Here is a 23278-nt window from a genome sequence, read left to right on the forward strand (position 1 = left end):
TTCTTTTTTATTTTCTGTACCCTCCGGCGGTAAAATGATTTGTTTGCTGTCGGTTATTCAATCTGATCCACAACCAACTGCTTACCTAAGCAATGAGCCCCACATCACTTTTCATTTCTGAAAACATACATAGCCACCGCGCCTGCAATAACCGCGCAAATGCCATATAGCTGAAATGCTTTTTCTAATCCGATGTTAACGATCAGGCTCAATACCAAACTTCCAAGTCCATATCCGAGGAACAGAAAAAATGCAAAGAGACCCGTCGCAGCGCCCTTATTGGTACTGAAGGTAGTAATGATTGCGGCAAACAACGGATGTGAAAGATCAAAGCCAAGTGATAAAAAAGTAACGAGTATACAGGATACCGCCAGGCTGAAATTCCGGCTAAGCAGTAGTACCGCTAACGCCCCTACGAAGATGCCCAGCGGTATGATCTTACTCCTGCCATAACGATCTGCCAGTTTTCCCAGAACAGGCCCCAGCAATAACCCGGGAATACCATAACCGAGCAAGGCCAGGCCGATCTGCATTTCATTCAGTCCATAATTTTTATAAAAGAAATACCCTAACCAGGCGAAGACCCCACTGTGGAACATACCGTTGAACATTACATAGGAATAACCCCACCAAGCCCTTTTTTGTGAGAGAATGCTGCGAAAGGAAACCAGAATATGCTGCGGACTGCTGACGGAACGCTTAGCGGTATCAAACAACCAGTTCCTCCATACGATGATCATGACCGCCACCGCCAAACCGGCTGCCGCCACTCCCACAAACAGCCATCTCCAGCCAATCATGGAAGAAAACAACGCCCCCACGGTAGAACCAAAGGCTGTACCACCTGCCATGCAGCCGAAGAAAATACCCAGTGCATGTCCTCTTCGTTCGTAGGGATAGGTATCACTGATCCAGCTAATAGTGGTAGGAGCTACGCCGGCTGCACCCATTCCTGTTAGCATCCGCAAGAGGATCATCTGGTTGATATCATGAACAAGGGTAGTCGCTACCGTTAGAACGGTAAACAACAGCAGGGATAAAATGATGACTTTAAATCTTCCCCACCTATCACTCAAAGGGGCATAAAATAGTGTAAAAAGTCCATACCCCAACAGATAGGATGGTTCTATAAAACTAACATGCCTGACGGTAGTCTTAAAATATTCCGATAGCATCGGCAACAAAGGGGCTACCATCAACCCCTGAAAGAATATAATAAAAGTAGCCAGTGAAATAACCAATACGGGTAACATAGTGGCTTTGTCTGCTACGTCGTTTTCCACGCTGACAGCTGTAATCTTTTTTCTCAGTTCCATTTGAAAGCAAAGCTATCATGCTTTCCTGAGCGACACGCGGTACACAATTTGAAATTATAAACAGTACAGATGTTATGCCAACACAAAACCATCAGGCCGAAGCCTGATGGCAACAAAATTCCACTAGTCCGTTTAATATTCGTTTGTTACCAGTTCAGATGCTCCCATCACCCGCATAAACAGCTCTTCATCCAGCAGGTCCCTGATGGACCGGATAACAAAATCCGGAGAATAGCCGAAATGGGCCAGGTCTTCTTCCCGGGTCACTCCTGTTAGGGTAAGCACAGTAGTGAACCCCATGGAGCCTGCCCCCAGGATATCTGTTCCCATGGTATCTCCTATCATCACCGTTTCATCTGTGGTGAGCTGCAAAGCTTTTCTTGCCATGCGCATCATCACCGGACTGGGTTTGCCCACACTGAAGGCTTTGATGCCTGTGGCAAATTCCAGCATGGCCACCAGTGCGCCACAGCCTACCCGGTACTTACCGCCTCCCATCGGGCAGTTGGGGTCGAGGTTGGTGGCGATGAGCTTCGAGCCCTTCATGATCATATTAATAGCCTTGTCCACCGACTCCAGCATGATGGTTCTGCCTTCGCCGATGATCACGTAATCCGGCTGGTCATCTACGATTGAATAACCCGCGTTATGCAGTTCTGTCAGCAAGCCACCTTCACCGATCACATAGGCGGTACCGTTTTCTTTCCTGGATGCCAGGTACCTGGCGGTAGCCATGGCACAGGTGAAAATATCCGTATCATTTACCTTAAAGCCCATTTTATTCAGCTTGTAGCAAACATCTCGGCTGGTTCTTTGGCTGTTGTTGGTGAGGAAGAGGAAGGGCAGCCCTTTGTCTCTGAGTCCGTTAATAAACTCTACGGCCCCGGGAATGGGCTCTGTGCCTTTGTAGATTACGCCATCCATGTCAATTAGAAATCCCTTTTTTTTCATAGCAATCAGATGTTTGGTTAGATATATCCAGTAATTAAATACGCGAACGCTATCAGAAAAAAAACATGGAAATAAATAAAGGCAGGATGGAATGTATAAAGGCAGGAAGACAGATACCCTGTTGTAGATGCAGGTATCTGTCTTAAAGATAGTTATTAATTCCGGATTGTTTTATTTATTTTCAAAAAATAAAACAATGGCTGCCGCTCCCCAAAGTGGAAATGGCGATGAATTCCTTCTTTCCTCCGGCGTAATGTTATCCTTCTTTTTTTCAATCCTTAAAAACATTGCCTGTAAATCGTCCCCTATGAACACAGTAAATCAGTAGCACGCAAATCAGTTCACTTGTAGTTTTTATTATCAACCATCAAAATTAAATGTATGTGGAAATGTTCACACGCCTACAGACCTGGGGCTATAGTATTGTACCTGTTACTTTACTGGAGCACCGTATTTGCCCAAAACAACAAGATTATCGGGAAAGTCAGCTCCGTCAGGGGCGAACCCATTCCCGGCGTATCTGTTATGCTGAAGGATGCAAAAACCGGGGCCATAACGGATGCCCAGGGTAACTATGTTATCACCGCGCCCGGTAACGGTACCCTGATATTCAACGCTATTGGCTTCCTTAAACAGGAGGTAGCTATCAACAACCGGAGTATTGTAAATGTAACGGTTACAGAAGATAACAAACAACTCGGAGAGGTGGTCGTAACCGCGCTCGGTGTCACAAAGGCGAAGAAAAGCCTCGGCTATGCCACCACTGAGATCAAAGGCGCCGACCTCGCTGTTACCAACGAGGTAAACCCCGTAAACGCCCTACAGGGCAAGGTGGCCGGTGTGCAGATTGACCAGGGCGGCGGTGGACTCTTCGGCAGCTCCAAAATTGTGATCCGCGGTAACTCCACACTGGGCACTAATAACCAGCCCATATTCGTAATAGATGGAGTGATAGTGGAAAACAATACCTTCAACGGCACGGGCCGCGACTTTGGCAACGACCTGAAAAACCTGAACATGGAAGACTTTGAATCCGTTACCGTACTTAAAGGTTCTTCCGCTGCGGCTTTGTATGGCTCCAGGGCCATCAATGGCGTTATCCTTATTACCAGCAAAAAAGGACGGGAACGGAAAGGAATAGGCGTTAACGTTAGTCAGACATTCAACACCTTCCGGCCCTACGCCGGCCCCGACTTCCAGAATGAATTCGGAGGCGGCACCGTCGGTGATTTCTTTACCGACAACCGCGACCCGAATTACAAACCGACTGAACGCTGGAGGACCAAGGTATTCCCTACAGATCCCGCTACGGGCAAGCCTTATATCGACAGACAGATAGGACGCGAGCTGGAGAACTGGGGACCTCGTTTCGCCGGGCAGGACGTACTGAATTACGATGGTACGCCCACTAAATATGTAGCGCAGCCCAATAACTTCCTGGACGCATTCCAGAACGGACATGGCTCTGCTACCAATATTGCGCTGGACGGCGGCAACGACAGATCTACCTTCAGGGTATCCTACACCCGCGACCAAAGCCAGGGTATCGTCGCTAAAAACAGCCTGTTAAAAAACAGCTTTGATGTACGCGTTACCCATACCATCAATAGATTCCTCAGTGCCGATGTAAGCGCCAACTACACCGACTTTGCCGGTAAAAATCCTCCCCGCCTCGGTGGACTCGACGCTTTCGCTTCCTATAACTTCGGAAAACTGTTTTCGTGGGTCCTTCCCCGTAACTATGATACGAAATACTGGATGCAGAAAGCCCATTACACCAGTGTATTCGGAGGAGCACCCAATCCGGCAGACCCTAATGAGCCTAACAAGGCGCCGGAATCCCGCTTCTGGTTCAGTTTATTTGAGAATGAATACCTGCAGAATGAACAAACCATCCGCGGACGTATAGCCCTTACTGCTACCATAACACCCTGGGCTAAACTGTTACTGGAAGGTAACGTCAATAACCTGTATACAAAGAATGAAAACAAAGAACTGGGACAAAACCCCGATTTCAAAGGCGGCCTGTATGGACTCGGACATACCAGCAAGGAAAGCTATTTCCTTAAATGGATGATGATGATCAATAAGACCCTGACGAAAGATCTGGACCTGAATGGTTATATAGGCGGCGAAACCCAGCGTTTCCAGACGACCTTTAACTACAGCGAAACCGTAGGCGGACTGAACTACCCGGGCCAGTTTTTCCTGGGCAATTCCGCACAAAAAATGGAGCCCAAAGGTGGCCTTAAAGCCAAAAAAGCCTTTAACTCCCTTTATGCCAGCGCCGATCTGGCCTGGAAAAACCAGCTGTTCCTCCAGGCTACCTTCCGGGGCGATTGGTCCTCTGCGCTGGCCTATACCAACGGTGGCGGCAACTTTTTTTACAACTACCCGGCCGTTAGCTTATCGTGGCTGTTTTCCGAAACATTCAAACTACCGTCCTGGATCAGTTATGGTAAGTTGAGAGGAAACCTGGCTGCACTGGGTAACGATACCGATCCGTTCACCATCAACCCGGGATTCTCCTTCAACGGCTTCACATCGTCCAATGGAACCGATATTCCTATGTCGACCTATAGCCGTTACCGTGACCCGCTCACCGGCAAGTTTATGGTAATACAGCCTAACCTGAAGCCACAACGGAAAATAGCCAAGGAACTGGGCGCCGAAATGCGTTTCCTGCAAAACAGGATTGGCTTTGATATCTCCGTATACCAGGACAACACCAGGGACCAGATCCTGGATGTGGCCACCCCGCCGGAAAGCGGACAGGAAGGTATTATCATCAACGCAGGTAACATCCAGAACAAAGGCCTGGAACTGATGATTGACGGAACACCGGTTAAAACAAAAGATTTTGAATGGAACACCAATCTCAATTACTCCTTCAACCGCAACCTTATTAAGGACTTATATCCCGGACGAACAGAATATGACCTGGGCGCCAATATCGGTGAAATAAGCACCTGGGCTGTGGTAGGTAAGTCATACGGCGTATTGCGCACCCTGATTCATTCCAGCCCTTACCAGGCCAGGGATGCCAATAACAACCCGATAGATGATCCCAACAATGGTAAACCGGTACTGGCCTGGCGCTCCGATGCCCGTGCAGCATTCCCGGCCCGCAGCAATACCTGGCAGGATGTAGGTGATATCAATGCCAAATTCAGGGCAGGCTGGGGCAATACCTTCCGCTATAAAGGCTTTTCCCTGAATGTTTTGCTGGATGCTAAAGTAGGAGGCGACTTCGTACTCCTCACCTACCGCTATGGTACCCACACCGGCGTATTCCCTAATACACTGGCAGGACGGGACGCCGCAACCGGCGGTATTACCTGGACCAGCAAATACGATGGCCAAACGTACGACGATGGCCTGATTCCCGATGGCGTATTCCCGAAAGGCCAGATGATAACACAGCCTAATGGTACACAGGTGGACGTAGGCGGCATGTCCTATGCACAGGCTTACGAAAAAGGATATGTAGAACCTACACACGCTCCGCAGTTTTACTACCGCTATGGTTCTTCCTCCACCGGTGTAGCCGATTACTGGGTTAAAAAGAATACCTGGGTATCATTGCGACAGGTATCGCTGGCCTACCAGTTCCCGGCCACTATCTGCAAAAAACTGATGCTGAATAACCTGAGTGTAGCCGTTGTAGGCCGCGACCTGTTGTATCTCTACAACAGTCTCCCTTACAACTATAACCCTGCTTCCAACAACTCCAACAACACCGCTTATTCCGGTGAAGAAGGATTTTTACCTATGATCCGGTCGATTGCAGGTACCATCAGGGTAGGATTTTAATGAATGGTCCATTACAACATCAAAAAACAAGATCATGAAAAATATAAAACACCGATATATAAAGGTTTGCATGGCACTGGCCCTGCTTGGCGCCGGGTCCTGTTCCAAAAATTTTGGAGATATCAATACCGACCCCAGCGTGGTGAGTAAACCGGACGTAAAATTCCTGCTCAGCTATTCAGAAGATAAGATCTTTACCTATCAGGGCACCGAGTGGGTATGGGAAAGCATGGAACAGCTGATGCGCTTTACACAACATGTAACTTCCAGTCCTTACGAAATCACCAACAACGTCAATACACGGTATAATAACTACTACCTGCAGGTATTGCCCAATCTGAATGAAATCAGGCGGCAGGTGGATGCAATGCCTGATAAGGAAAAGTACCAGAAAATAAAAGTGGTCACCAACATCCTGATGGTATTACACGGCATCAAGGTAACAGACATGAACGGCTCCATTCCCTTTAGCGAGGCAGTAAAAGGACGGTATGACCAGAAATACAACCCGGTCTATGATGAACAGCCAACCCTTTTCACCAATTGGCTGGGGCAGCTCAATGAAGCCATTAAAGTACTGTCTGATAATTCAATGGTAACGCAATCTGTTTACGGACCATCCGACATTTTTTACCAGAGCGACTGGGTAAAATGGGTGAAACTGGCCAATACGCTTAAACTTCGTATAGCCGCCAGGTTAGAGAACGCAGACAAGGCAAAATGCCAGGCTATCTTCCAGGAAGTCATGAAAGATGCGATAGGTCCCATTAGCGATTATGATTCACAGGTCAAATATATGAATGCCACCTATGTTCCTTTCGGGACCGGCGGAGATATTGACTACCGCAGCCGCAGGTATGCCAGTACTTCTATCATGAATTTCCTTAAGAAAACCAGTGATCCCCGGCTACCGGTATACTTCGAAAAAAATGACCTGGTGGGCAGTTATAAAGATTCACTGGCCAAATATCAGGTAGCACTTCCTGCATTCATTGATCCGAACGACCCACTGATCATGTACCAGGGAGGACCTGCCGACTGGACCACCAATCCCGGCGTAGCATCCTATATCGGGAACCCGCTACCGGTAAGCCAGTTCACAAAATACTCCCTGATCTCCCCCATCAACCGCAGGTTTTTCTCCCCTCAGCTCAACCAGGCAACCGGTAAATTCCTGGACGTTGCTGTTACCTACGCAGAAACCTGTTTTTATATAGCGGAGTTTATTCAGAAAGGTTATGCCGGTGGCGTGGATACCAAAGGCAGTGCGGAAGACTGGTACAAAAAAGGAATAGCCTCCTCTATACAAACCATGAATGCCATAGCAGTAGCCGCTGGTTCCACCACGGCTTATTCCGGCGATGGACAAACGGAGATCAACAATTACCTGGCTAACCCGTTGGTGAAATTCAATGGTGTGAATAATCTGGAAAAGATCTATATCCAGCAATTCCTGGGCATGTACCGGCAGCCCAACGAAGCGTATGTATTTTGCAGACGTACCGGATATCCCAAAAACAGTTCTACCTACTATGCCAGGGAACCATTCAATGAGTTGGTCCCGCGCCGCTTCTGGCTGATAGATCCGGGAGAAGTAAACAGGGCTAACTGGTCGGCCGCCATGCAGCAACAAGGATTCACGCCTAATGCGCAGGACTTACCTACCTTAAGTTCACAGCGAATCTGGTATGATAAAGCGGCTCCTGACTTCGGAAAAGGACAGTAAATACAATAGGGCGTAATCGGGACCGGCCAAAGCAATTGGCATCCAATAGCAGGTCAAATTCCGAGAATCGACATCCTGCTCCTCAAAACTATCTCAACACGAAGAAGCGCTACAACCTATTATTGTAGCGCTTCTTCAGTTGTACTTTGTTTTTTTTCGACCATCTGCTATTTTCTGCTAGTCACCTATTGTTGCCGTATTCATCCGAAAGTTGTTGATGGCCTGATGTAGTTGGGCGGTAAACGTATCGTCCGGCTTTTTATCCTGCAACTCACTTATATTTTTGCTGTGCACTTCGTCATTGAATGGCTCCCAGTTCATATCAAACACATTTCCCAGCAGCCGTACAATGTCCGTTTCCGGCACTCCGTTTAGAACGGTAAGAGAAAGGGCTTTTATCAGCTCAGACAAATCCTGTGTAGTTCCATTCCAGGGCAGCCGCCGTATTTCCTGCTCTTGTATCCGCCAGTACAGCCATTTAGCAAGATGGCAGTCCCTGACAAACAGCGCAAACTGAGTTACCCAGCCTTCGCCCTGGCTTTCTATTTCAGATGCATAGAAAGGGTAATCAACCACTGTCATACTGGTAAAAAACCATTCCTTTTTATTGATGCCCGCTAATTCTTCTTTTAACAGCGCTATTGGCGCAGCAGCTGACGCTAACTTTTCTGCGATAGCCGCTGTAGGGTCATCGGAAAAATCAGCCATCACGTCATCAAACTGATACCACGCAGATACCGTTGGAACATACCAGAGGTCAGGCAGATCATCGCTTTTCATATACCTTTTCACTTTCTGCACCTCCTCGTATATCGATCTTGCTTCTCTTGACAGCCATTCCGATAACTCTTTTGATTTCAGATTTTCATGGTTACGCGTGTAACGAACAAACAAGTCCCAGCCTGTCCTGATATACCTGTTAATCCGCGGTTCATTAGCGGTTGCATATTCCAGTTTGTACGATAATTCCTTGTACCAGTTGACATAACTATCTATGTCTAAATGTTGCAGTTCCATTTCAAGGGCGTTTAATGCTTGTTTATTTTATGATGGGTTACGGGTTATGGGCTTCTATCGTCGAAAGGTCACGAAGGTAAGATTTTAAAACGATTATACTTCCCTTTAAAATGCCTATAGAATGCGGGCAGGCAACGCCGGTGGCCTGTTTAAATGCGGAGGGACGCCAAAACAGCAAAGCGCTAAAACCTTTATCACCAAAGGGTTTAGCGCTTTGTTTGTTTGGTCTGTCCGGACTACAAAACGTTATTTCTGCAGAAGCTCGTTTTTCTGTAGGTAACCAAAGAGGCCGTGAGATCCGTTACCAGGACCTGCGGTGAAAAATATTTTACTACCGGCGCCGGGTACACGGCTTTCCAGTGCCCATAAGCCGTCAATTTTCAGCGGATCATTACCATTCCGGAGCTGCCCGAGGAAAGTACCGCTTTCACGATAGGCATTGATATGGCCATCACCGGCGTTACCGATCAGGACCACATCGTCATCGCCTTTACCCAGGCCGCTACAGCCTTGGGTAATACCCCAGGGAGAGTTGAGCGTGCCCTGGGAAGCGAGCCTTCTTACCAGGGAGCCGTCCGGTCTGAAAACATTTACATAACCATTGCCGGGGCCAGCCTCGTCAACTTTTTTATCGGGGAGCTTCTGTTTGGCGTAGGTAACATACAGCAGGCCGTCGATGTTACGGATATTAAACGGTGCAAAGCCAGCCGGAATATTAGGGTCGGTGAATTGTTTGTACGGAATATATTTGAAGGCAGTGTCAAATACGTCTATCGTGCCATCGTGGAAATTGGTGGCGTAAATATAGGGTTTGCCACTATCGCTGGCGATGGCAAGGCCTTTGTAAACAGCGTTGAATAGATAGCGGGCTGGTTGGTCCACTGCCGTATCACCGGAAGTCCAGCTAATAAGGAGACCAGCTTCATCAGCAAAGATAAAACGGGAGCCACCAAAGCGGCTGGTATTGTTGAACACAACACCGGTGGGGCGATTGGGATTAAATTCGACCACGGGGAGAACGACAGGCGCCCTCAGCATGTTCCCGTCTTTATCATAAACAACACTATATCGATAAATAGGACTCAGTTTGGCATTGCCATTGGTGGAAATCCAGAAAGCACCTGTCGGTCCTACGGCAAGGCCCCAGGCATTGACCAGTAGCGGATCGATCCTGGCCGCTCCAAAACCAGCGGTGTCCGCAACCAGGTTCGTTTGTTTATAGTCTTTCGACAAGCAGTCACAATCAGTACACTCATCAGGGGTCCATCTGCGGCAACTGGTCACCAGCATTAAAAGCGTGACCAGCATCACCATTATTCCCGAATAAACATTTCTGCGATAAATTCCGGCAGCTAACCCTGCTGCAAGCAGTTTTCTCGTTGGAGTTATCATCTTGCTGCGTTTTAGAAGTGAAGGAATAATACATCGTGTAGTAAAGCATCGTCTCCTGAACCTGAATACGGAAGAGGACGAATCTGTTACAGTGTCGGGGTCAAAATAATTCAGAAGCTGAGATGAATAAATAAGGATTGATCGATATAAAAAGTTGACTGATCGGAAAAATTTCTTCAACCCTAAGGAAGAGAATGTTTGTGGGGCGGCACATCCATACAATAAAAAACCTTCAACCGATCAACAGTTGAAGGCTTTTTTATAAATGCTTTTGTCGGGAACTTATCGCACATCTTTCAGATTAACATCCACTTTATCACCGTCTTTCCGGATAGTCACTTTCATTTCTATTTCCGCAGTGGCTCCTGTAGCGCCGCTACCAGAGCTGTAAATAGGACCGGATGACAATACTGCCCCACTTGGATGGACTAAATTCGAGGTCCCTGACTGATAGGAGTAAGAATACCGGTGTGTATATCCAAAGGTAGTGAACAGGATATACTCGCCCGGCATCAGGTTCGTGAATTCGAAATGCCCTTTGTCATCATACACGGTTGTTTTTTTAATACAGGCGGCCACGTTAGGGTCAAGCGGCACCTCAGGTAGTTTCCCGCGTTTCCGTATTTTCCGGTTCACTTCCTTCCATTCTTCGATATAGGCAGAATTGGGAAGGATAGACACTACGGTGCCTTTGGGAGCAAATTGTGCTCTCTGGATGTTCACCACCTGCAATTTGCTGCCGTTGTGATCTCTGGCGAAGGCGGTACCGGTAATAACGCCATTCCCCTTCTCTGTTCTTCTGAGATTTTCATCTTTATCAAACCTGGCTTCTATCGGCTGGTAATCCAGTTCCTCATTCACGCAGATTTCTATCGTTCCTTTACCGGCAGGCATTTCTCTTTGCCAAATCCGATGGTCTTTTTTATCGATGATATAGGTGTAAATTGCGCCGGATTCTTCCTCCAACACGTTCACCAGCCAGCTTTCATGGTTTCCCGTTTTAGGGGAGCGTTGTATGTAGCTTTTTACATCTTTTATCACGTAATTCGACAATACACTGTCCGGACTATTATTGTAATAAAATTCCGGTATGATAGCCTTATAACCTACATCCAGGGGTAATGTGGTAAAGAGAATTTCAGACACGTTAAAATCAACAAATTTCGCGGTTGGCCTGATCGTTATTTGTTTGTCCTTATCTCCGTTCGTATAACGGTACTTGCCGGTGATGGGATTTCCGAAATTCAGGTCCAGTGTATTTTTTAGTCCTTCTGACTTATAACTGACAGGGCTAAGTGTTTTTGCATCAGCCACAGAAGTTCTTTTCCTGAACCATTTACCTGCTTCATCCGTGTAGTCGGCTACAAATTTCAATTCATTGCCCGAAACAGTTATCTCATGGGTGTAAGTTCCCTTTTTTGTCCAGGTCTGGTCCTTTACATAGTAGATGGTGTACAACGATTTTCCAGGTTTCAAACGGGAGGTGTTAACGTCTGGGTGGCCGGGTAAAACAGTTTTCTGTGCAAAGCTGGCCAATGGTAATACCAGCAGGCATAATGATTTTAGTGTAGTTCGCATGAAGTCCTCTTTTTCCAAAATAGGAACAAAAATAACCACTTTTACCCTACTTTAAAACATAGAAAGAGAGATTTATGCGGTAAATAAGGGGAGAAACGTTAGTTGTCCATTCCATTTTAACAGCCGCCACACAAACACACTAGATAATTATATATTCATTCCAGTACGTCAAAAAGCCTTACAGCATTAAATTGCAAGGCTTCTTTATCATTTCCGGCATTTGCCGCTAACGCAACCTTTTTACAAAAGCGGCAATCGCTTCTCCTATTTCCGTGGGACTGTCTTCCTGTAAAAAATGTTTGCCTTTTACGGATATTTCTGTTTGATGGGGCCAGGTGCTGCAAAACTTCCGAACACTGTCATTTTCCACGGCGCCGGGAGTAGCATGCACCCAAAGCTTGGGGACCTCACTTTGCTGAAGCCAGTTTCCGAATGCCGTCACTACTTCAGCCACTTCTTTGGGCGCTCCGTCCAGGGCTATCTGGCGGGGGAACGATAAGGTAGGGCGGCGGTCCTCTCCTTCATTAAGATAAGGACGCCGGTACTCGGCCATCTCCGCTTCGCTAAGTTCCCGGCAAATACCTGCCGGCAATACTTTGTCCACAAACACGTTGTTCTTCAACACCAGCTCTTCGCCGGCGGGAGAACGCAATGCCCGGAATAAATCGCGCATTTTAGGCTCAAATTCATCCCATTTAAAGGGAATAGCCAGGGCCTCCATATGAACGATCCCCTGCACGCGGGAACGGTGCTGGTTCGCCCAATCAAAGCCCAATACTGAGCCCCAGTCATGCAGCACCAGGATGACGTTTTTATCCAGTTTCAATTCTTCCCAAAGGGCAAAGAGGAAACTACGCTGTTCTGCATAGCTATATCGCCCGGGGCCGGAATCAGGAAGCTTTTCGGAGTCACCCATGCCAATCAGGTCGCAGGCAATGAGGCGGCCGAGGCCACGACTATAAGGCATGATATTCCGCCAAAGGTAGGACGAAGTGGGGTTGCCGTGCTGAAATACGATCGGGTCGCCCTCCCCTTCATCGATATAAGCCATCCGACGGCCTTTTATCTCGATAAATTTCTTTTCGGCGAAAGGTTTGTCACTGAAAACAGGCTGTACGTTTGCTTTGTGTTCCATATACTGAATGATTTTATACTACAAAGCAACGATCCTGGCGTACCTCAAAAAATAAGGTACATTAAGTTTTTTTACGAAACATATTGGCCTTCATCTGGCTAAAAAATTCCGGGGTGACACCGATATACGAGGCGATATATTTCTGCGAAATCCTCGTTTCAAGATCAGGGTAGGCTTTTGTAAACAGGTCATACCGCCCTTCCGCAGGCTGAGAGAGGTTGGCACTGATCCTGTTCTGATGAAAAACAAAAGCGTTTTGAAACAGTATCCTGAAAAACCGTTCGAATTTGGGTGCCTGTTGATACAGGACATCCAGATCATCTTTGCTGATTTGCAACAGGGTGGTGGGTTCCAGCGCTTCGAGGTTATTGACGCTCGTATGTCCCGACAGGAAGCTGTAAAGATCGCCGCTGCACCACCAGTCTTCAGGCGCAAACATCAAAACGTGTTCCTTGCCATTGGTGTCAATGGTGTAGGTCCGCAGGCAACCGCTGATCACAAAAAACTGCTGCCTGGCCACATCTCCTTCTTTCAACAACAGCTCTTTTTTCTTAATGGTTTTGGCAACCGCCAGGGATAAGAAGATCTCTGTCTCTTCCCTGGTAGGTTCAATATGCCGCCGCAGGTTCTTTATAACAGCCTCGTACATGTGTTATGGTTGGAATTATAAACCGGAAAGCATTACACGCAGGGTATAATGCTTTCCGGGTTTTGTAAAAACTTAAAGGCCTCAGTTTATGATACCTTACTTTTAATATAATCCGCAATCTCCTCTATTGTATTACTGGTAGAGACGCCGCTCATATCTGTTATTCCATATTGCTGTTGCAATTCATTCGAAAGCTGTACTGCCAGAATTGAATTCAGCCCCAGATCGTCCAGAGACCGGTCTGCGGTGATAGCACTCTCAGGAATACCAATGGAACTGCTCACAGCACTGATGATTTTTGACTCGATAGGTGTTTTCATGCGTTATGGTTTTTTTTAAGTGAAATGATGGATGGAGGGTCATCCCGAATTAATCGGTTAAAAGATAACGCTTTTTATGTTAAATGGTTCAAAGACATCCGGCACTATACCCAAGCACCGGCACTATCAGTTTTACAGTAGTGGCTACCTGATGGGGCAGCATTATCTATTTCAAAATGATAGCAGGCTCTTTGTTGGGTGATCTGCGCGCAATAAATTCCACTCATCATTTTTACGGGAATGGCATGGTCCTCAATTTGAGAAGAAATGTCGTGCTTCTGTTTTTTACCCGCTAAATAATCCGCAAATTCCTCTACCACCCTGAACTTAACCCATTCCATGGTGATGGCTGGAGCTCCTTCATCAGCAGGGTGTTCTACCAAATCCGAGTATTTATACACTTTCGGTTGTGCTTCTCCGTTAGTCAGCAACGGGTTGCGAAATACGTATATGTCGAAATGGTTTTTCCCGCCTAAATACTCCTCTTTATTTTCGTTTTTATCATGCTTATCATGTGCCTGATAGGCGTGTATCTGGATATTCTGAAACGGCCCTTGCTGGATATGGTAACTCTCATGTTTAATCCTTCCGTTTCCTTTATACAAATCTGCGCCTGGCCTGATCCATGTTCTCCCCGCAAATCCGTTATGCACCAGGTTTACATTAAAATTAGCGACGACCTCTCCATATTTCCGCAGCGCAATGACAGCGGAAATATCTATCTCCCCGAAATCCGCGCATATCTCCCGTAGCTGTTGTTCCGACCAGGGGTTCACCTCTTTATATTCATCACCAAAAACAGACAGGTAATCTTTTTCATTGAACTGCGTGAAAAAGCCATTGGGCTTTAAGAAAGAACTGATCACCTCCATCTCGTCTGCCACTTTATCGGGCAATGCCGAAGCTTTGTAAAACTGATAAATCGTATCAAAAATGTGATATCCGCTGTGAGAAGCCTTTCCATAGCCGAAGCAGTAAGGATGATATTTTTGCGTGACAATTTCATTGGGCAACCGCCATTGTCCGTCACTGTGATAGGCCTGGATAAAACTTATCGGACAATTTGTTTTCAGCGCCACTTCCCTGATTTGATCTTTCACAAACTGAAACCCTTTATGAAAACGACGATGGGAGTTAATCATAAAAATCGTTTCTGTTCTTTGCTGAAGATCTTTATAAGCGTCCAGTAGTTCAACGTAATCGTCCAGAATGCCTTTGGCATTATCTAGATTACTGGTGACGTCTGCTCTGGTGGTGACAGGCTTGTCCATCAGAATGTTCAGCTCATTGGCCAAAGCCCATTCAGCATAAGCCCTGTGCACCAGTGGTTCCGTCGCAATAATGACACCTGTCACCTGATGGTCTGCCACAAACTGTGATAGTCTGTTCTGCAATTCCGGCGGCAATACATGGGCAAAAGGCTGAATAAGCCATAATTCCGTTTCCATTTCTCCAATAGCGTTGCGTACAACGGAAGCTTCGTTTTCCAGATCGATCACTAAAGCCAGCTTCACCTGTTGAAGGTTGCGCAGTGCGGGGAGATATATACGTCTGGCGTGGGGACCGCATCCAATTAAGATGACATTTACTTGATCGTTTTTCTTTTTCATGATAGATGAATCTTCAGATGAGACATGGTGATGAGCATGGTATCGGGGGGATACCGGTTAAATAATTATTTTGAGTAATGATGGGTGAGTAGCAGGTTCAATTTCTTTGAACGTAACAGGATATCAATATTAAATGTGCATAGGTTTTTCTTTAAAAAAAACAGCGACTATATGCAGTGCTATTCGCGTATCAAAATAATGATTTATTTGGAAACTCCAACAAAAAGAAAATGTTATCTGCCGGTAGATGATCAACCCGTATTGATTTTTAATGGTATCCCTACAAAGTCATTTATATCGTACTTTCGCCTCCACACCATACGGCACACCCATGAGCGAACTGTTAAGACAACAAATCGAAAAAATCACGCCCCTCACTGATAGTGAGTTTGAATATATACTGTCTCATTTCACCCCCAAAAAATATAAAAAACACCAGTTTCTGGTGCAGGAAGATTCCCTTGTTCCCTATGATTTCTTTGTTACCAAAGGCCTTTTAAAAGCCTCCTATACCAACCCCAATGACGGCAAAGAACATATCCTGCAATTTGCGTGGGAAGACTGGTGGATCACGGACTATCAGGCATACTTCAACGAAACGACATCTAATTTGACAATTGACTGCATTGAAGATGTGGAAGTACTGTGCCTGTCACTGCACGACCGGGAGAAAATATGTGCCGACCTGCATAAAATAGAACATTTCTTCAGACGGAAGTCGAATGCCGGTTATGTGGCCTTGCAGCGGCGTATTTTATCATTACTGAACAGCTCCGCCGAAGAACGCTATCATCAGTTACACTCCACCTATCCTCAACTTTTCCAGAGAGTGCCGAAGACATTAATCGCCTCCTACCTGGGCGTTTCCAGGGAAACGCTCAGCCGCTTTTCCAAATAGTGTGATCTACCTCACACCAAACTTGTGACATAGTTCCTGTGCAGTCCAACAGCTTTTGAAGATTTTTACCTTGTCAAATCAACATTCATCTGTATGAAGAAGGCCATCTTATCAATAGCCATTGGACTCATGGCGATAGCTGTTGCAGCACATCATCCGGCAGCCGCACAAACTAAAAAACAAGTAAAGCAAATGGAAAAGAAAATCCTCTTTGTGGTGACCAGCCACGACCAAAAAGGCAACACCGGACAGCCTACCGGTTATTATCTCGCAGAAGTGGCGCATCCCTGGGACGTGCTTCACACGGCCGGCTATGAAATTGATTTCGTCAGCCCCCGGGGCGGCAAAGCACCGGTGGACGGTTTTAATCTTGAAGACCCCATCAATAAAAAATTCTGGGACAATGCAGAATATCAGCAGAAGGTGACCCATACGATGCAGCCGTCAGCAGTTGACCCTTCAAAATATGCAGCTATTTTTTATGCCGGCGGACATGGCGCAATGTGGGACTTCGCGGACAACGCCGAGCTGGCCGGCATTGCCAGGAAGATATACGAAGCAGGCGGTGTTGTGAGTGCCGTCTGTCATGGCCCTGCAGGGCTCGTGAATATTCAGCTGAGTAATGGCAAATATCTGGTAGATGGCAAAAAAATCAATGCGTTTACCAATGAAGAGGAAGCGGCGGTAAAGCTGGACAATGTAGTGCCATTTCTGCTGGAAACTACCTTGATAACACGTGGAGCTATCTTTGAAAAGTCCGGGCTCTGGCAGCCGCATGTTGTCACTGACCAGCGGGTTGTTACCGGCCAAAACCCGGCTTCCGCAAAAGGTGTGGGAGAAGCCACCCTGGCAGTCCTTCAGGGTATTAGCCAATAAAGGCGCTAAAACAGAGCAGCCTTACACATATGGTTGTAAGGCTGCTCTGTTTTTATTTTGCGGCTTCCAATGCCACTGCGTTATTAAATCTCGTTTTCTCTTCTACCAGCCGGAACATCCCGTCGGCCGCATCATTGAAGGTACAGCGCCGCACCTTCCGGAAGCCGGCTTTTTGCAGCTGGTGGGCCAGTGAAATATGATCCCACATATAAAGATGCTCCCTGTTGCCGAATGCCGATTGTACCAGTTGACGGATGCCGCGTTGTCGCTGCTGTCGGCCCAGCAGGGTTTCTTCCATGAACTTCACGTTGGCCTCCCGGTCTTCCCCGTGCAGGTTATCGATATACTTCCGCGCCGCTGTTTCCAGATCGGGCAATACGCAGCGGAAGTAACCGCCGGGCTTCAGTATACGATAGGTATTGCGGATAGCGGTCAGACAATCCTCATAGGACAGGTGCTCCAGCACATGCGAACAATAGACACCGTCACAGGAATTTTCCCCTATGCCGGGCAACCCCGTAATGATATCTCCCTGGAGCACGTCCGGGTGAAAGGCCACATGCATCCGTTTTTTCAGCAAAGACCCGATAAGGGGCAACTGCTGCAGCCGCAGCGTTGGTGACGCGTCGAAATTTTTCCAGCCCGGAGGCGCGGAAAAAGGGCCGCTGCCATATTGAACATATAGTTTTCCTCGTTCCATAATCACGCTTACATATTTTTTGATTACAATGGGGTTTGTCAAACATTTATAGAAAAAAATAACACGGGATAACTACATTTTGTTGGCATCCCGTCAAACATCCGACAGCCTCCACACGCTTCCGGCCGCTATTAGATAGATCCGCTTAAACATCACGCATATACTTGATTATCTGACATATATAAATTTCATTACAATACAATCTATCAGTATGGTACACACCGGATAGATTTACTTTGCATTCAAATGGATATTTTATAGTTTTGCGCCGGTTCTATCAATTGCCTGTAATCAGGCAACATCCCTGTAAATACTGCTCACGCCTATAGCACCCATACTATTTTATGCTAACTCTGCCAATATGGATGAAATAAACCATGTTTGACAAGTAACCATTTTTCAATAATATTCTAAACGGCAACGTTAATAAACATGCCTGTCAAGGCAAGAAGTGAAGATTTTATGGCGCAACGTGTGAAAGTGCTCATTTCGGTTTTATTATTATTCAGCAGTCTCTCCGGGTTTTCTCAAACACCGACCGGTACTGCTAAAGCAGAACAAAAAACCATCTATCTTTTTAGTGGATTGGGGGCAGACTCCAGTTTATTCAGGAACCTGCATCTTCCGGGCTATCATAAAGTCTATATCACCTGGGTACCGTCGTCGTCAGACGAGACGATTGAGCAATATGCAGCCAGGATAAAAAGCCAGATCACGGTAGAAAACCCCTATATCATCGGGGTCTCTTTCGGCGGTATCGTAGCAGTGGAAGTGTCTAAACTGGTCAACGTAGAAAAGATGGTCCTGATCTCTTCCGCCACCACCAAGGACGAGTTGAGCAAGTTCCAGTTCTTTTTTATGAGACTGGGTTTATACCGCCTCGTTCCCCGTTTCCTGTTGCAGCGCATGAATTTCATCACTTATAGCTACTTCGGCGCCCGTACCAAAATGGACAAAGATGCGCTTAAACAGTTACTACAGGGCACCGATATCTATTTTTTCCGTTGGGCCCTGAAGAGCATCTCTCACTGGGAAAACAAACAACCGCCGGAGCACACCATCCAGGTGCATGGAACGGCCGACAGGGTCATTTCCAGCAAACGGGTACATCCTGATTACCGTATTAAAGGCGGCGGCCATCTCATGGTATTCAACAAAGCCGATACGATCAGCAAAATCATCATGCACTACTTCCATAGTAAAGCCGATACTATTCCCAATTCCATTCCTGAACAGGGTCCTGCTGGTTTTTAAAATCGCTGTAGCGGGCCCAGTACGGCGTTACCACAAAATGCACCAGCCCCTTCCAGGTGGCGGCGCGTTCGCGGCCTTCCGGGAAAACGCCGTAATACACCTCTTTCAGCGGGTCCCGTTCATCCGGTGGCAACAATCTGGCGGTGCCTTCCAGCTGCACAGACACTTCATGGTCCCACCCGATGACCAGCGCCACCCGGGGATCAGCCATGAGATTGATATATTTGCGGGAACTATCTACGGTATCAAAAATGATTTCCATCTCTCCGGAAACGGCAATACCCACCACCGCAGACTGGGGCGCGCCGGCTTTATTGATGCTGGCCACCACCGCCAGTGGCTGTGACTGCAAATAAGCACAAAGGTCTTCTTTTGTCATACTCATAGATATTTATTCATCCGTTTGACTAATGTAGCTGAAAGTTACAGCCTGGCAAAATAGGCCTTCCGGCGGCGATAGCGCATTTTATCTATTGCCGGAGTGCCTCCTCCAACGGTAACGGTTATATGTTTTTACTTATCTTCGTACGAAATCCTTACCCATGAAAAAAGTATTCGACGCCTTGTAGCACCAAAAGTGTTTACAAGTGAAAAAACTTAAAATCCTGAAAACGACCGACCATCGCGGAACGTACAACAAGATGAACAAAAGCCTCTACGCGATGTGCGACCGCTGCAGATGGCATTCAATTTTTCAGAAAAACTGCTGCGAGAACGTCTTCCCTGCCATGTGGTATGAGGAAGATGGTACAGACAAGCCCGAAAAGCTGAAATATAGTTTTCACCCCAACTGGAAACTGGTGTCCAAAAACCGCAAACAGTGGATGAAAAAAAGGTTTCTGACTCAACGGAGAGACTACGCCAATAATACTTACGACATCCGCTTCGGCTGGTAAAACCAAAGCCTTACAACGAACGTTGTAAGGCTTTTTAGTTCGCCCCCTTGCCCCCCAGCCTGCTATCATACAGACGATCAAAAAATGAAAATAAAATCCGACATTTATGCCGCCGGAGTAATACGAAGTGTACCCTTGCCAGCTGGTTAGGTTCTTTTATCTCCCGCCCCGTCACCATTTCCGATAGTAAACGATCACACATGAAACCATTCCTGTCGCTTTGCCTGCTCGTGTGTATGGCCGTTGGCGCCCGTTCCCAGTACAAACTGGACAGCGTTATCCGCAACGCCAAAACAGCCCGGCACGTGCGTATCCCCGGCACTCACCTCTATATTATTCCGCCGGCACACTACGGCATTGCCAAAAACTTCATCGGGCTGCACCACAAAGAAAGGGGCATGATCAATGTATATGACCTGCCGGGCGGCAACTTCTATACCAACGCCGCCTCCTTCAGCAAGGAAGCTTTTATCGAAAAAGGCGCTACGGTCTATAACTATCAGGAGCTACAGATGGATGGCTATCCGGCTAAGTTTGTGGCGGCACAGGGCGCTCCCACGCATATTACCCTGGGACTTGTTTTCGGCGACACCACCTTCTCCACTTCGGTCATGGCGGTATATCCTACCGGTAATGAGGCTGCCGGAAAAGAAATACTGGCCAGTCTCCGTACCATCTGGTACGACCCGCAGCAGAAAATAGATCCTTTTGAAACGGCTAATTTCACGATGGATACCAGCCATACGCCTTTCCGTTTCTTTCGATACGCTGCCAGCCTGTATATTTATACCGTCAACGGGATGGACACCAGAGAAGATCCGGACGGACCGTTTGTGATGGTGGCCCAGTTTCCCAACGACAACACCGCCAAACCCAAAGAAATCGCGGCGCTCATGGTCGGCAAATTCCGCGAGTATGGCCTCACCAATCCGGAAACGAAAGCCGAAATCAATGACCGTATCAATAACAACGAAGCCTATCAGATGGAAATACAAGGGCAGCTGAAAGACAAACCGGTAACGGCCTACTGCTGCGTAGTGGTGAAAGGCGACCAGGCTATTGTGCTGCAGGCCATCAGCAAAAAGGAGCCTACCCGCGACCTGCAATATTTTAAGAAACTGGCATCTTCCTTACAAGTAAAATAGTAGTTTTTGTTTATGTCGATGATTACCGTTGCTCCACTCGATCCATCCGTTCTTCCAGATAAACCACGCCGCGTGATGCGGTACGTCTTGTTATACTGCCATAGCGGCTCGCTGGTCATTTCCGTGGACCACCGCGACTTCACGCTTAACGCCGGTGACGTGATCACCATCACCTCCGGCCAGATACACCACGTCCGCCAGAACAAGGAGGCCAAAGGGTACCTGCTGGAATTTACCCTCGATTTTTTCTGTAAAGATGACAACGACATAGAACTGATTTTTCACAACGGCCTTTTCTGTCACTTCGCGATGAATGAAGTGATACCGGTCGGCCACGAGGTAGTGGCAACGCAGCTGGCACTCATACAGCAGGAAGTAGCGCAACAGCCCTATCAGTACCTGATCTCTGTGCACAGCCGCATCACGCTGATATTGGTGGCCATCAACCGGGCCAAGGTGCAGCGGGGCGATGAGATCTGGAAACCCGATGCGCTGTTCCTTAAGTTCCTGGAAGCCGTACGGAACAATTTTGAGCACAACTACCCGCTGAAGGAGCTGGCTTCGCTGCTCGGCACCACAGAAGCCAAACTCAATGAACTGGCCCGCCTGCATGCCGGCAAAACAGCCCAGAACGTGATATACGGCCTCGTGACCTCTGAAGCCAAGCGGTTGCTGACCTACGGCGATCTTTCCGTGAAAGAAGTGGCGTATAAACTGGGCTTCAACGACCCTTTCTATTTCTCCAATTTCTTTAAAAAACAGGCCCAATTATCTCCCAAACAATATAAAGAACAATACGCCCTGTAAATATTACATGTTTTTTGCAGGATTCTCTATTTTCTAACCCCTCCTGAAATGCCAACTTTGTACTGTCAAAAACAAACAGTACATGAAATCATATCAGGATATCGCCGCCTTACTGTTAAGGCTCTCACTGGGAACCGGGTTCCTGTCGGCCGTAGCCAGCAGGCTGGGGCTTTGGGGCAGTCGTTCCTCCGGCTGGCAAAGCTTTCTGCAATACACCGCGCAGGTCAATTCCTTTGCGCCGGCCCGCATCATTCCTACCATCGCCGTGGTAGCCACCATCGTGGAAGCTTCCCTGGGCATACTATTGCTGGCAGGCTTTAAAACACAGCTGGCGGCTTGTGCGGCCATGGCGCTCACGCTCCTCTTCGCAGCGGCCATGACCTATTCTTTCGGTCTGAAAGAGCCGCTGGATTATTCCGTATTCGCTTTCAGCGCCGGCGCTTTTATGCTGGCTACTCTCCCCGGCTATCGCTGGAGTATTGATCAATTATTAAATTCTTAATCATGCATACAGATATTAACCACTACATCACCCGCAGCATCCAGCAGGACTGGCAACCACTTGTTGAAAAAGGCATACACTATAAAGGCATCTTTGTGAAGTCATTGCGGTACGACGAAGAAAGCCAACGTTCCAAGACCATCTTATTGCGATTTGAACCGGGTGCTACTTATCCCTATCACAACCATCCTGCCGGCGAAGAGATTTTTGTGCTGAACGGAGAAGCAGTATTGGAACACGCCACACTGGCGGCCGGCGATTACCTGTACACACCGCCCGGATTCAAACATTCCGTTAGCAGTCCTGTCGGATGTACCCTGCTATTTGTTATTCCGGAAGAAGTAGAGATATTGGGTTAACCGTTATCATCATGCCCTGGCCACTATCGCCGGGGCATTTTTATGATCTGTGATGAACAGCTTCAAAAGCCGCTTTTGTATACGGCGGTTCCATCTTAAAACGATATACATGTACGATCTGTTCTTCGCCTGAAGAGAGGTCGTACAACGTCATGGCGTAAGCCCCGTTTTCGTCTGACCAGTCATATTGTAATACTTGCCGGAGTAATGTTTCTACCTCCAGTGTGGAATTGCAAACAGCGGTATAGAGCATTGTTTGTTCGGGCCCTCTGAAGTCGATCCTGTATTTCATGTTCGCCTATTGGAAGTTCAAATCTGTATTGCAGATTCTCTG

At 47.3% G+C, this 23278-nt stretch carries 22 protein-coding genes; 10 read left to right on the forward strand and 12 right to left on the reverse strand.

Annotation, left to right across the window (positions count from 1 at the left end; genetic code table 11):
* Nucleotides 1-104 precede the first annotated feature (104 nt).
* Together ICL55_RS30370 and ICL55_RS30375 are read right to left on the reverse strand one after the other, a co-directional pair.
* Nucleotides 105-1316: an MFS transporter gene (locus tag ICL55_RS30370; RefSeq protein WP_188104822.1), complete on the reverse strand. Its 1212-nt coding sequence runs from the start codon at nucleotides 1314-1316 to the stop codon at nucleotides 105-107.
* A 132-nt stretch (nucleotides 1317-1448) separates the two neighbouring features.
* On the reverse strand, nucleotides 1449-2267 hold the full coding sequence (locus tag ICL55_RS30375; protein ID WP_188104824.1) for an HAD-IIA family hydrolase: 819 nt from the start codon (nucleotides 2265-2267) through the stop codon (nucleotides 1449-1451).
* Nucleotides 2268-2648: 381 nt separating this feature from the next.
* Between ICL55_RS30375 and ICL55_RS30380 the strand changes: the two genes are divergently transcribed.
* Entirely contained in the window at nucleotides 2649-6080 is a 3432-nt protein-coding gene (locus ICL55_RS30380) for a SusC/RagA family TonB-linked outer membrane protein (RefSeq protein WP_188104826.1), read from the forward strand.
* Between the two features lie 34 nt (nucleotides 6081-6114).
* The gene (locus ICL55_RS30385; protein WP_188104828.1) at nucleotides 6115-7806 is read left to right on the forward strand and encodes a SusD/RagB family nutrient-binding outer membrane lipoprotein; all 1692 of its coding nucleotides are present in this window, start codon (nucleotides 6115-6117) and stop codon (nucleotides 7804-7806) included.
* 177 nt (nucleotides 7807-7983) lie between these two features.
* On the opposite strand, the gene ICL55_RS30390 is transcribed toward ICL55_RS30385, so the two are convergent.
* The 7 genes from ICL55_RS30390 to ICL55_RS30420 all read right to left on the reverse strand — a co-directional run bounded on the left by ICL55_RS30390 (nucleotide 7984) and on the right by ICL55_RS30420 (nucleotide 15507).
* Nucleotides 7984-8823, reverse strand: a complete 840-nt coding sequence (locus tag ICL55_RS30390) for a hypothetical protein (RefSeq protein WP_188104830.1) — start codon at nucleotides 8821-8823, stop codon at nucleotides 7984-7986.
* 246 nt (nucleotides 8824-9069) lie between these two features.
* Nucleotides 9070-10215, reverse strand: coding sequence for a TIGR03118 family protein (locus ICL55_RS30395; RefSeq protein ID WP_188104832.1), 1146 nt, complete (start codon nucleotides 10213-10215; stop codon nucleotides 9070-9072).
* A gap of 282 nt (nucleotides 10216-10497) precedes the next feature.
* Complete coding sequence (locus ICL55_RS30400) at nucleotides 10498-11793, reverse strand: DUF3108 domain-containing protein (protein WP_188104834.1); 1296 nt, start codon at nucleotides 11791-11793, stop codon at nucleotides 10498-10500.
* A gap of 226 nt (nucleotides 11794-12019) precedes the next feature.
* The gene (locus ICL55_RS30405; RefSeq protein WP_188104836.1) at nucleotides 12020-12928 is read right to left on the reverse strand and encodes a haloalkane dehalogenase; all 909 of its coding nucleotides are present in this window, start codon (nucleotides 12926-12928) and stop codon (nucleotides 12020-12022) included.
* 61 nt (nucleotides 12929-12989) lie between these two features.
* Entirely contained in the window at nucleotides 12990-13577 is a 588-nt protein-coding gene (locus ICL55_RS30410) for a Crp/Fnr family transcriptional regulator (RefSeq protein WP_188104838.1), read from the reverse strand.
* A gap of 86 nt (nucleotides 13578-13663) precedes the next feature.
* Nucleotides 13664-13897: an acyl carrier protein gene (locus ICL55_RS30415; protein ID WP_188104840.1), complete on the reverse strand. Its 234-nt coding sequence runs from the start codon at nucleotides 13895-13897 to the stop codon at nucleotides 13664-13666.
* Nucleotides 13898-14001: 104 nt separating this feature from the next.
* A complete protein-coding gene (locus ICL55_RS30420) occupies nucleotides 14002-15507 on the reverse strand; it encodes a Gfo/Idh/MocA family oxidoreductase (RefSeq protein WP_188104842.1) in 1506 nt (501 codons plus the stop codon).
* A 331-nt stretch (nucleotides 15508-15838) separates the two neighbouring features.
* Between ICL55_RS30420 and ICL55_RS30425 the strand changes: the two genes are divergently transcribed.
* Both ICL55_RS30425 and ICL55_RS30430 read left to right on the forward strand, forming a co-directional pair.
* Nucleotides 15839-16405: a Crp/Fnr family transcriptional regulator gene (locus ICL55_RS30425; RefSeq protein ID WP_188104844.1), complete on the forward strand. Its 567-nt coding sequence runs from the start codon at nucleotides 15839-15841 to the stop codon at nucleotides 16403-16405.
* Between the two features lie 93 nt (nucleotides 16406-16498).
* Nucleotides 16499-17281 carry a type 1 glutamine amidotransferase domain-containing protein gene (locus tag ICL55_RS30430; RefSeq protein WP_188104847.1) on the forward strand — a complete coding sequence of 261 codons (783 nt, stop codon included), beginning with the start codon at nucleotides 16499-16501 and terminating at the stop codon, nucleotides 17279-17281.
* Nucleotides 17282-17333: 52 nt separating this feature from the next.
* Here ICL55_RS30430 and ICL55_RS30435 read toward each other — a convergent pair whose 3' ends face one another.
* Nucleotides 17334-17981, reverse strand: coding sequence for a class I SAM-dependent methyltransferase (locus ICL55_RS30435; RefSeq protein ID WP_188104849.1), 648 nt, complete (start codon nucleotides 17979-17981; stop codon nucleotides 17334-17336).
* Nucleotides 17982-18413: 432 nt separating this feature from the next.
* Between ICL55_RS30435 and ICL55_RS30440 the strand changes: the two genes are divergently transcribed.
* Nucleotides 18414-19235: an alpha/beta hydrolase gene (locus ICL55_RS30440; RefSeq protein ID WP_188104851.1), complete on the forward strand. Its 822-nt coding sequence runs from the start codon at nucleotides 18414-18416 to the stop codon at nucleotides 19233-19235.
* On the opposite strand, the gene ICL55_RS30445 is transcribed toward ICL55_RS30440, so the two are convergent.
* A complete protein-coding gene (locus ICL55_RS30445) occupies nucleotides 19192-19614 on the reverse strand; it encodes a pyridoxamine 5'-phosphate oxidase family protein (RefSeq protein WP_188104853.1) in 423 nt (140 codons plus the stop codon). The genes ICL55_RS30440 and ICL55_RS30445 overlap by 44 nt on opposite strands.
* Before the next feature lie 208 nt (nucleotides 19615-19822).
* Between ICL55_RS30445 and ICL55_RS30450 the strand changes: the two genes are divergently transcribed.
* From ICL55_RS30450 to ICL55_RS30470, 5 genes are all read left to right on the forward strand, one after another.
* Nucleotides 19823-20131 carry a hypothetical protein gene (locus tag ICL55_RS30450; protein WP_188104855.1) on the forward strand — a complete coding sequence of 103 codons (309 nt, stop codon included), beginning with the start codon at nucleotides 19823-19825 and terminating at the stop codon, nucleotides 20129-20131.
* Nucleotides 20132-20331: 200 nt separating this feature from the next.
* The gene (locus ICL55_RS30455) at nucleotides 20332-21276 is read left to right on the forward strand and encodes a hypothetical protein (RefSeq protein WP_188104858.1); all 945 of its coding nucleotides are present in this window, start codon (nucleotides 20332-20334) and stop codon (nucleotides 21274-21276) included.
* A gap of 12 nt (nucleotides 21277-21288) precedes the next feature.
* A complete protein-coding gene (locus ICL55_RS30460) occupies nucleotides 21289-22083 on the forward strand; it encodes a helix-turn-helix domain-containing protein (protein ID WP_246496720.1) in 795 nt (264 codons plus the stop codon).
* Nucleotides 22084-22165: 82 nt separating this feature from the next.
* A complete protein-coding gene (locus ICL55_RS30465) occupies nucleotides 22166-22585 on the forward strand; it encodes a DoxX family protein (protein WP_188104860.1) in 420 nt (139 codons plus the stop codon).
* A 2-nt stretch (nucleotides 22586-22587) separates the two neighbouring features.
* The gene (locus ICL55_RS30470; protein WP_188104862.1) at nucleotides 22588-22944 is read left to right on the forward strand and encodes a cupin domain-containing protein; all 357 of its coding nucleotides are present in this window, start codon (nucleotides 22588-22590) and stop codon (nucleotides 22942-22944) included.
* Nucleotides 22945-22984: 40 nt separating this feature from the next.
* Here the strand turns inward: ICL55_RS30470 and ICL55_RS30475 are convergent, their stop codons facing one another.
* On the reverse strand, nucleotides 22985-23236 hold the full coding sequence (locus ICL55_RS30475) for a hypothetical protein (RefSeq protein WP_188104864.1): 252 nt from the start codon (nucleotides 23234-23236) through the stop codon (nucleotides 22985-22987).
* Between the last annotated feature and the right edge of the window lie 42 nt (nucleotides 23237-23278).

Source organism: Chitinophaga varians (assembly GCF_014529945.1).
GTDB classification, from domain to species: domain Bacteria; phylum Bacteroidota; class Bacteroidia; order Chitinophagales; family Chitinophagaceae; genus Chitinophaga; species Chitinophaga varians.

Coding starts and splice junctions, on each gene's coding strand:
- ICL55_RS30370 (WP_188104822.1), bottom strand. CDS start 1,316: ATGGAACTGAGAAAAAAGATTACAGCTGTCAGCGTGGAAAACGACGTA.
- ICL55_RS30375 (WP_188104824.1), bottom strand. CDS start 2,267: ATGAAAAAAAAGGGATTTCTAATTGACATGGATGGCGTAATCTACAAA.
- ICL55_RS30380 (WP_188104826.1), top strand. CDS start 2,649: ATGTGGAAATGTTCACACGCCTACAGACCTGGGGCTATAGTATTGTAC.
- ICL55_RS30385 (WP_188104828.1), top strand. CDS start 6,115: ATGAAAAATATAAAACACCGATATATAAAGGTTTGCATGGCACTGGCC.
- ICL55_RS30390 (WP_188104830.1), bottom strand. CDS start 8,823: ATGGAACTGCAACATTTAGACATAGATAGTTATGTCAACTGGTACAAG.
- ICL55_RS30395 (WP_188104832.1), bottom strand. CDS start 10,215: ATGATAACTCCAACGAGAAAACTGCTTGCAGCAGGGTTAGCTGCCGGA.
- ICL55_RS30400 (WP_188104834.1), bottom strand. CDS start 11,793: ATGCGAACTACACTAAAATCATTATGCCTGCTGGTATTACCATTGGCC.
- ICL55_RS30405 (WP_188104836.1), bottom strand. CDS start 12,928: ATGGAACACAAAGCAAACGTACAGCCTGTTTTCAGTGACAAACCTTTC.
- ICL55_RS30410 (WP_188104838.1), bottom strand. CDS start 13,577: ATGTACGAGGCTGTTATAAAGAACCTGCGGCGGCATATTGAACCTACC.
- ICL55_RS30415 (WP_188104840.1), bottom strand. CDS start 13,897: ATGAAAACACCTATCGAGTCAAAAATCATCAGTGCTGTGAGCAGTTCC.
- ICL55_RS30420 (WP_188104842.1), bottom strand. CDS start 15,507: ATGAAAAAGAAAAACGATCAAGTAAATGTCATCTTAATTGGATGCGGT.
- ICL55_RS30425 (WP_188104844.1), top strand. CDS start 15,839: ATGAGCGAACTGTTAAGACAACAAATCGAAAAAATCACGCCCCTCACT.
- ICL55_RS30430 (WP_188104847.1), top strand. CDS start 16,499: ATGAAGAAGGCCATCTTATCAATAGCCATTGGACTCATGGCGATAGCT.
- ICL55_RS30435 (WP_188104849.1), bottom strand. CDS start 17,981: ATGGAACGAGGAAAACTATATGTTCAATATGGCAGCGGCCCTTTTTCC.
- ICL55_RS30440 (WP_188104851.1), top strand. CDS start 18,414: ATGCCTGTCAAGGCAAGAAGTGAAGATTTTATGGCGCAACGTGTGAAA.
- ICL55_RS30445 (WP_188104853.1), bottom strand. CDS start 19,614: ATGACAAAAGAAGACCTTTGTGCTTATTTGCAGTCACAGCCACTGGCG.
- ICL55_RS30455 (WP_188104858.1), top strand. CDS start 20,332: ATGAAACCATTCCTGTCGCTTTGCCTGCTCGTGTGTATGGCCGTTGGC.
- ICL55_RS30460 (WP_246496720.1), top strand. CDS start 21,289: ATGTCGATGATTACCGTTGCTCCACTCGATCCATCCGTTCTTCCAGAT.
- ICL55_RS30465 (WP_188104860.1), top strand. CDS start 22,166: ATGAAATCATATCAGGATATCGCCGCCTTACTGTTAAGGCTCTCACTG.
- ICL55_RS30470 (WP_188104862.1), top strand. CDS start 22,588: ATGCATACAGATATTAACCACTACATCACCCGCAGCATCCAGCAGGAC.
- ICL55_RS30475 (WP_188104864.1), bottom strand. CDS start 23,236: ATGAAATACAGGATCGACTTCAGAGGGCCCGAACAAACAATGCTCTAT.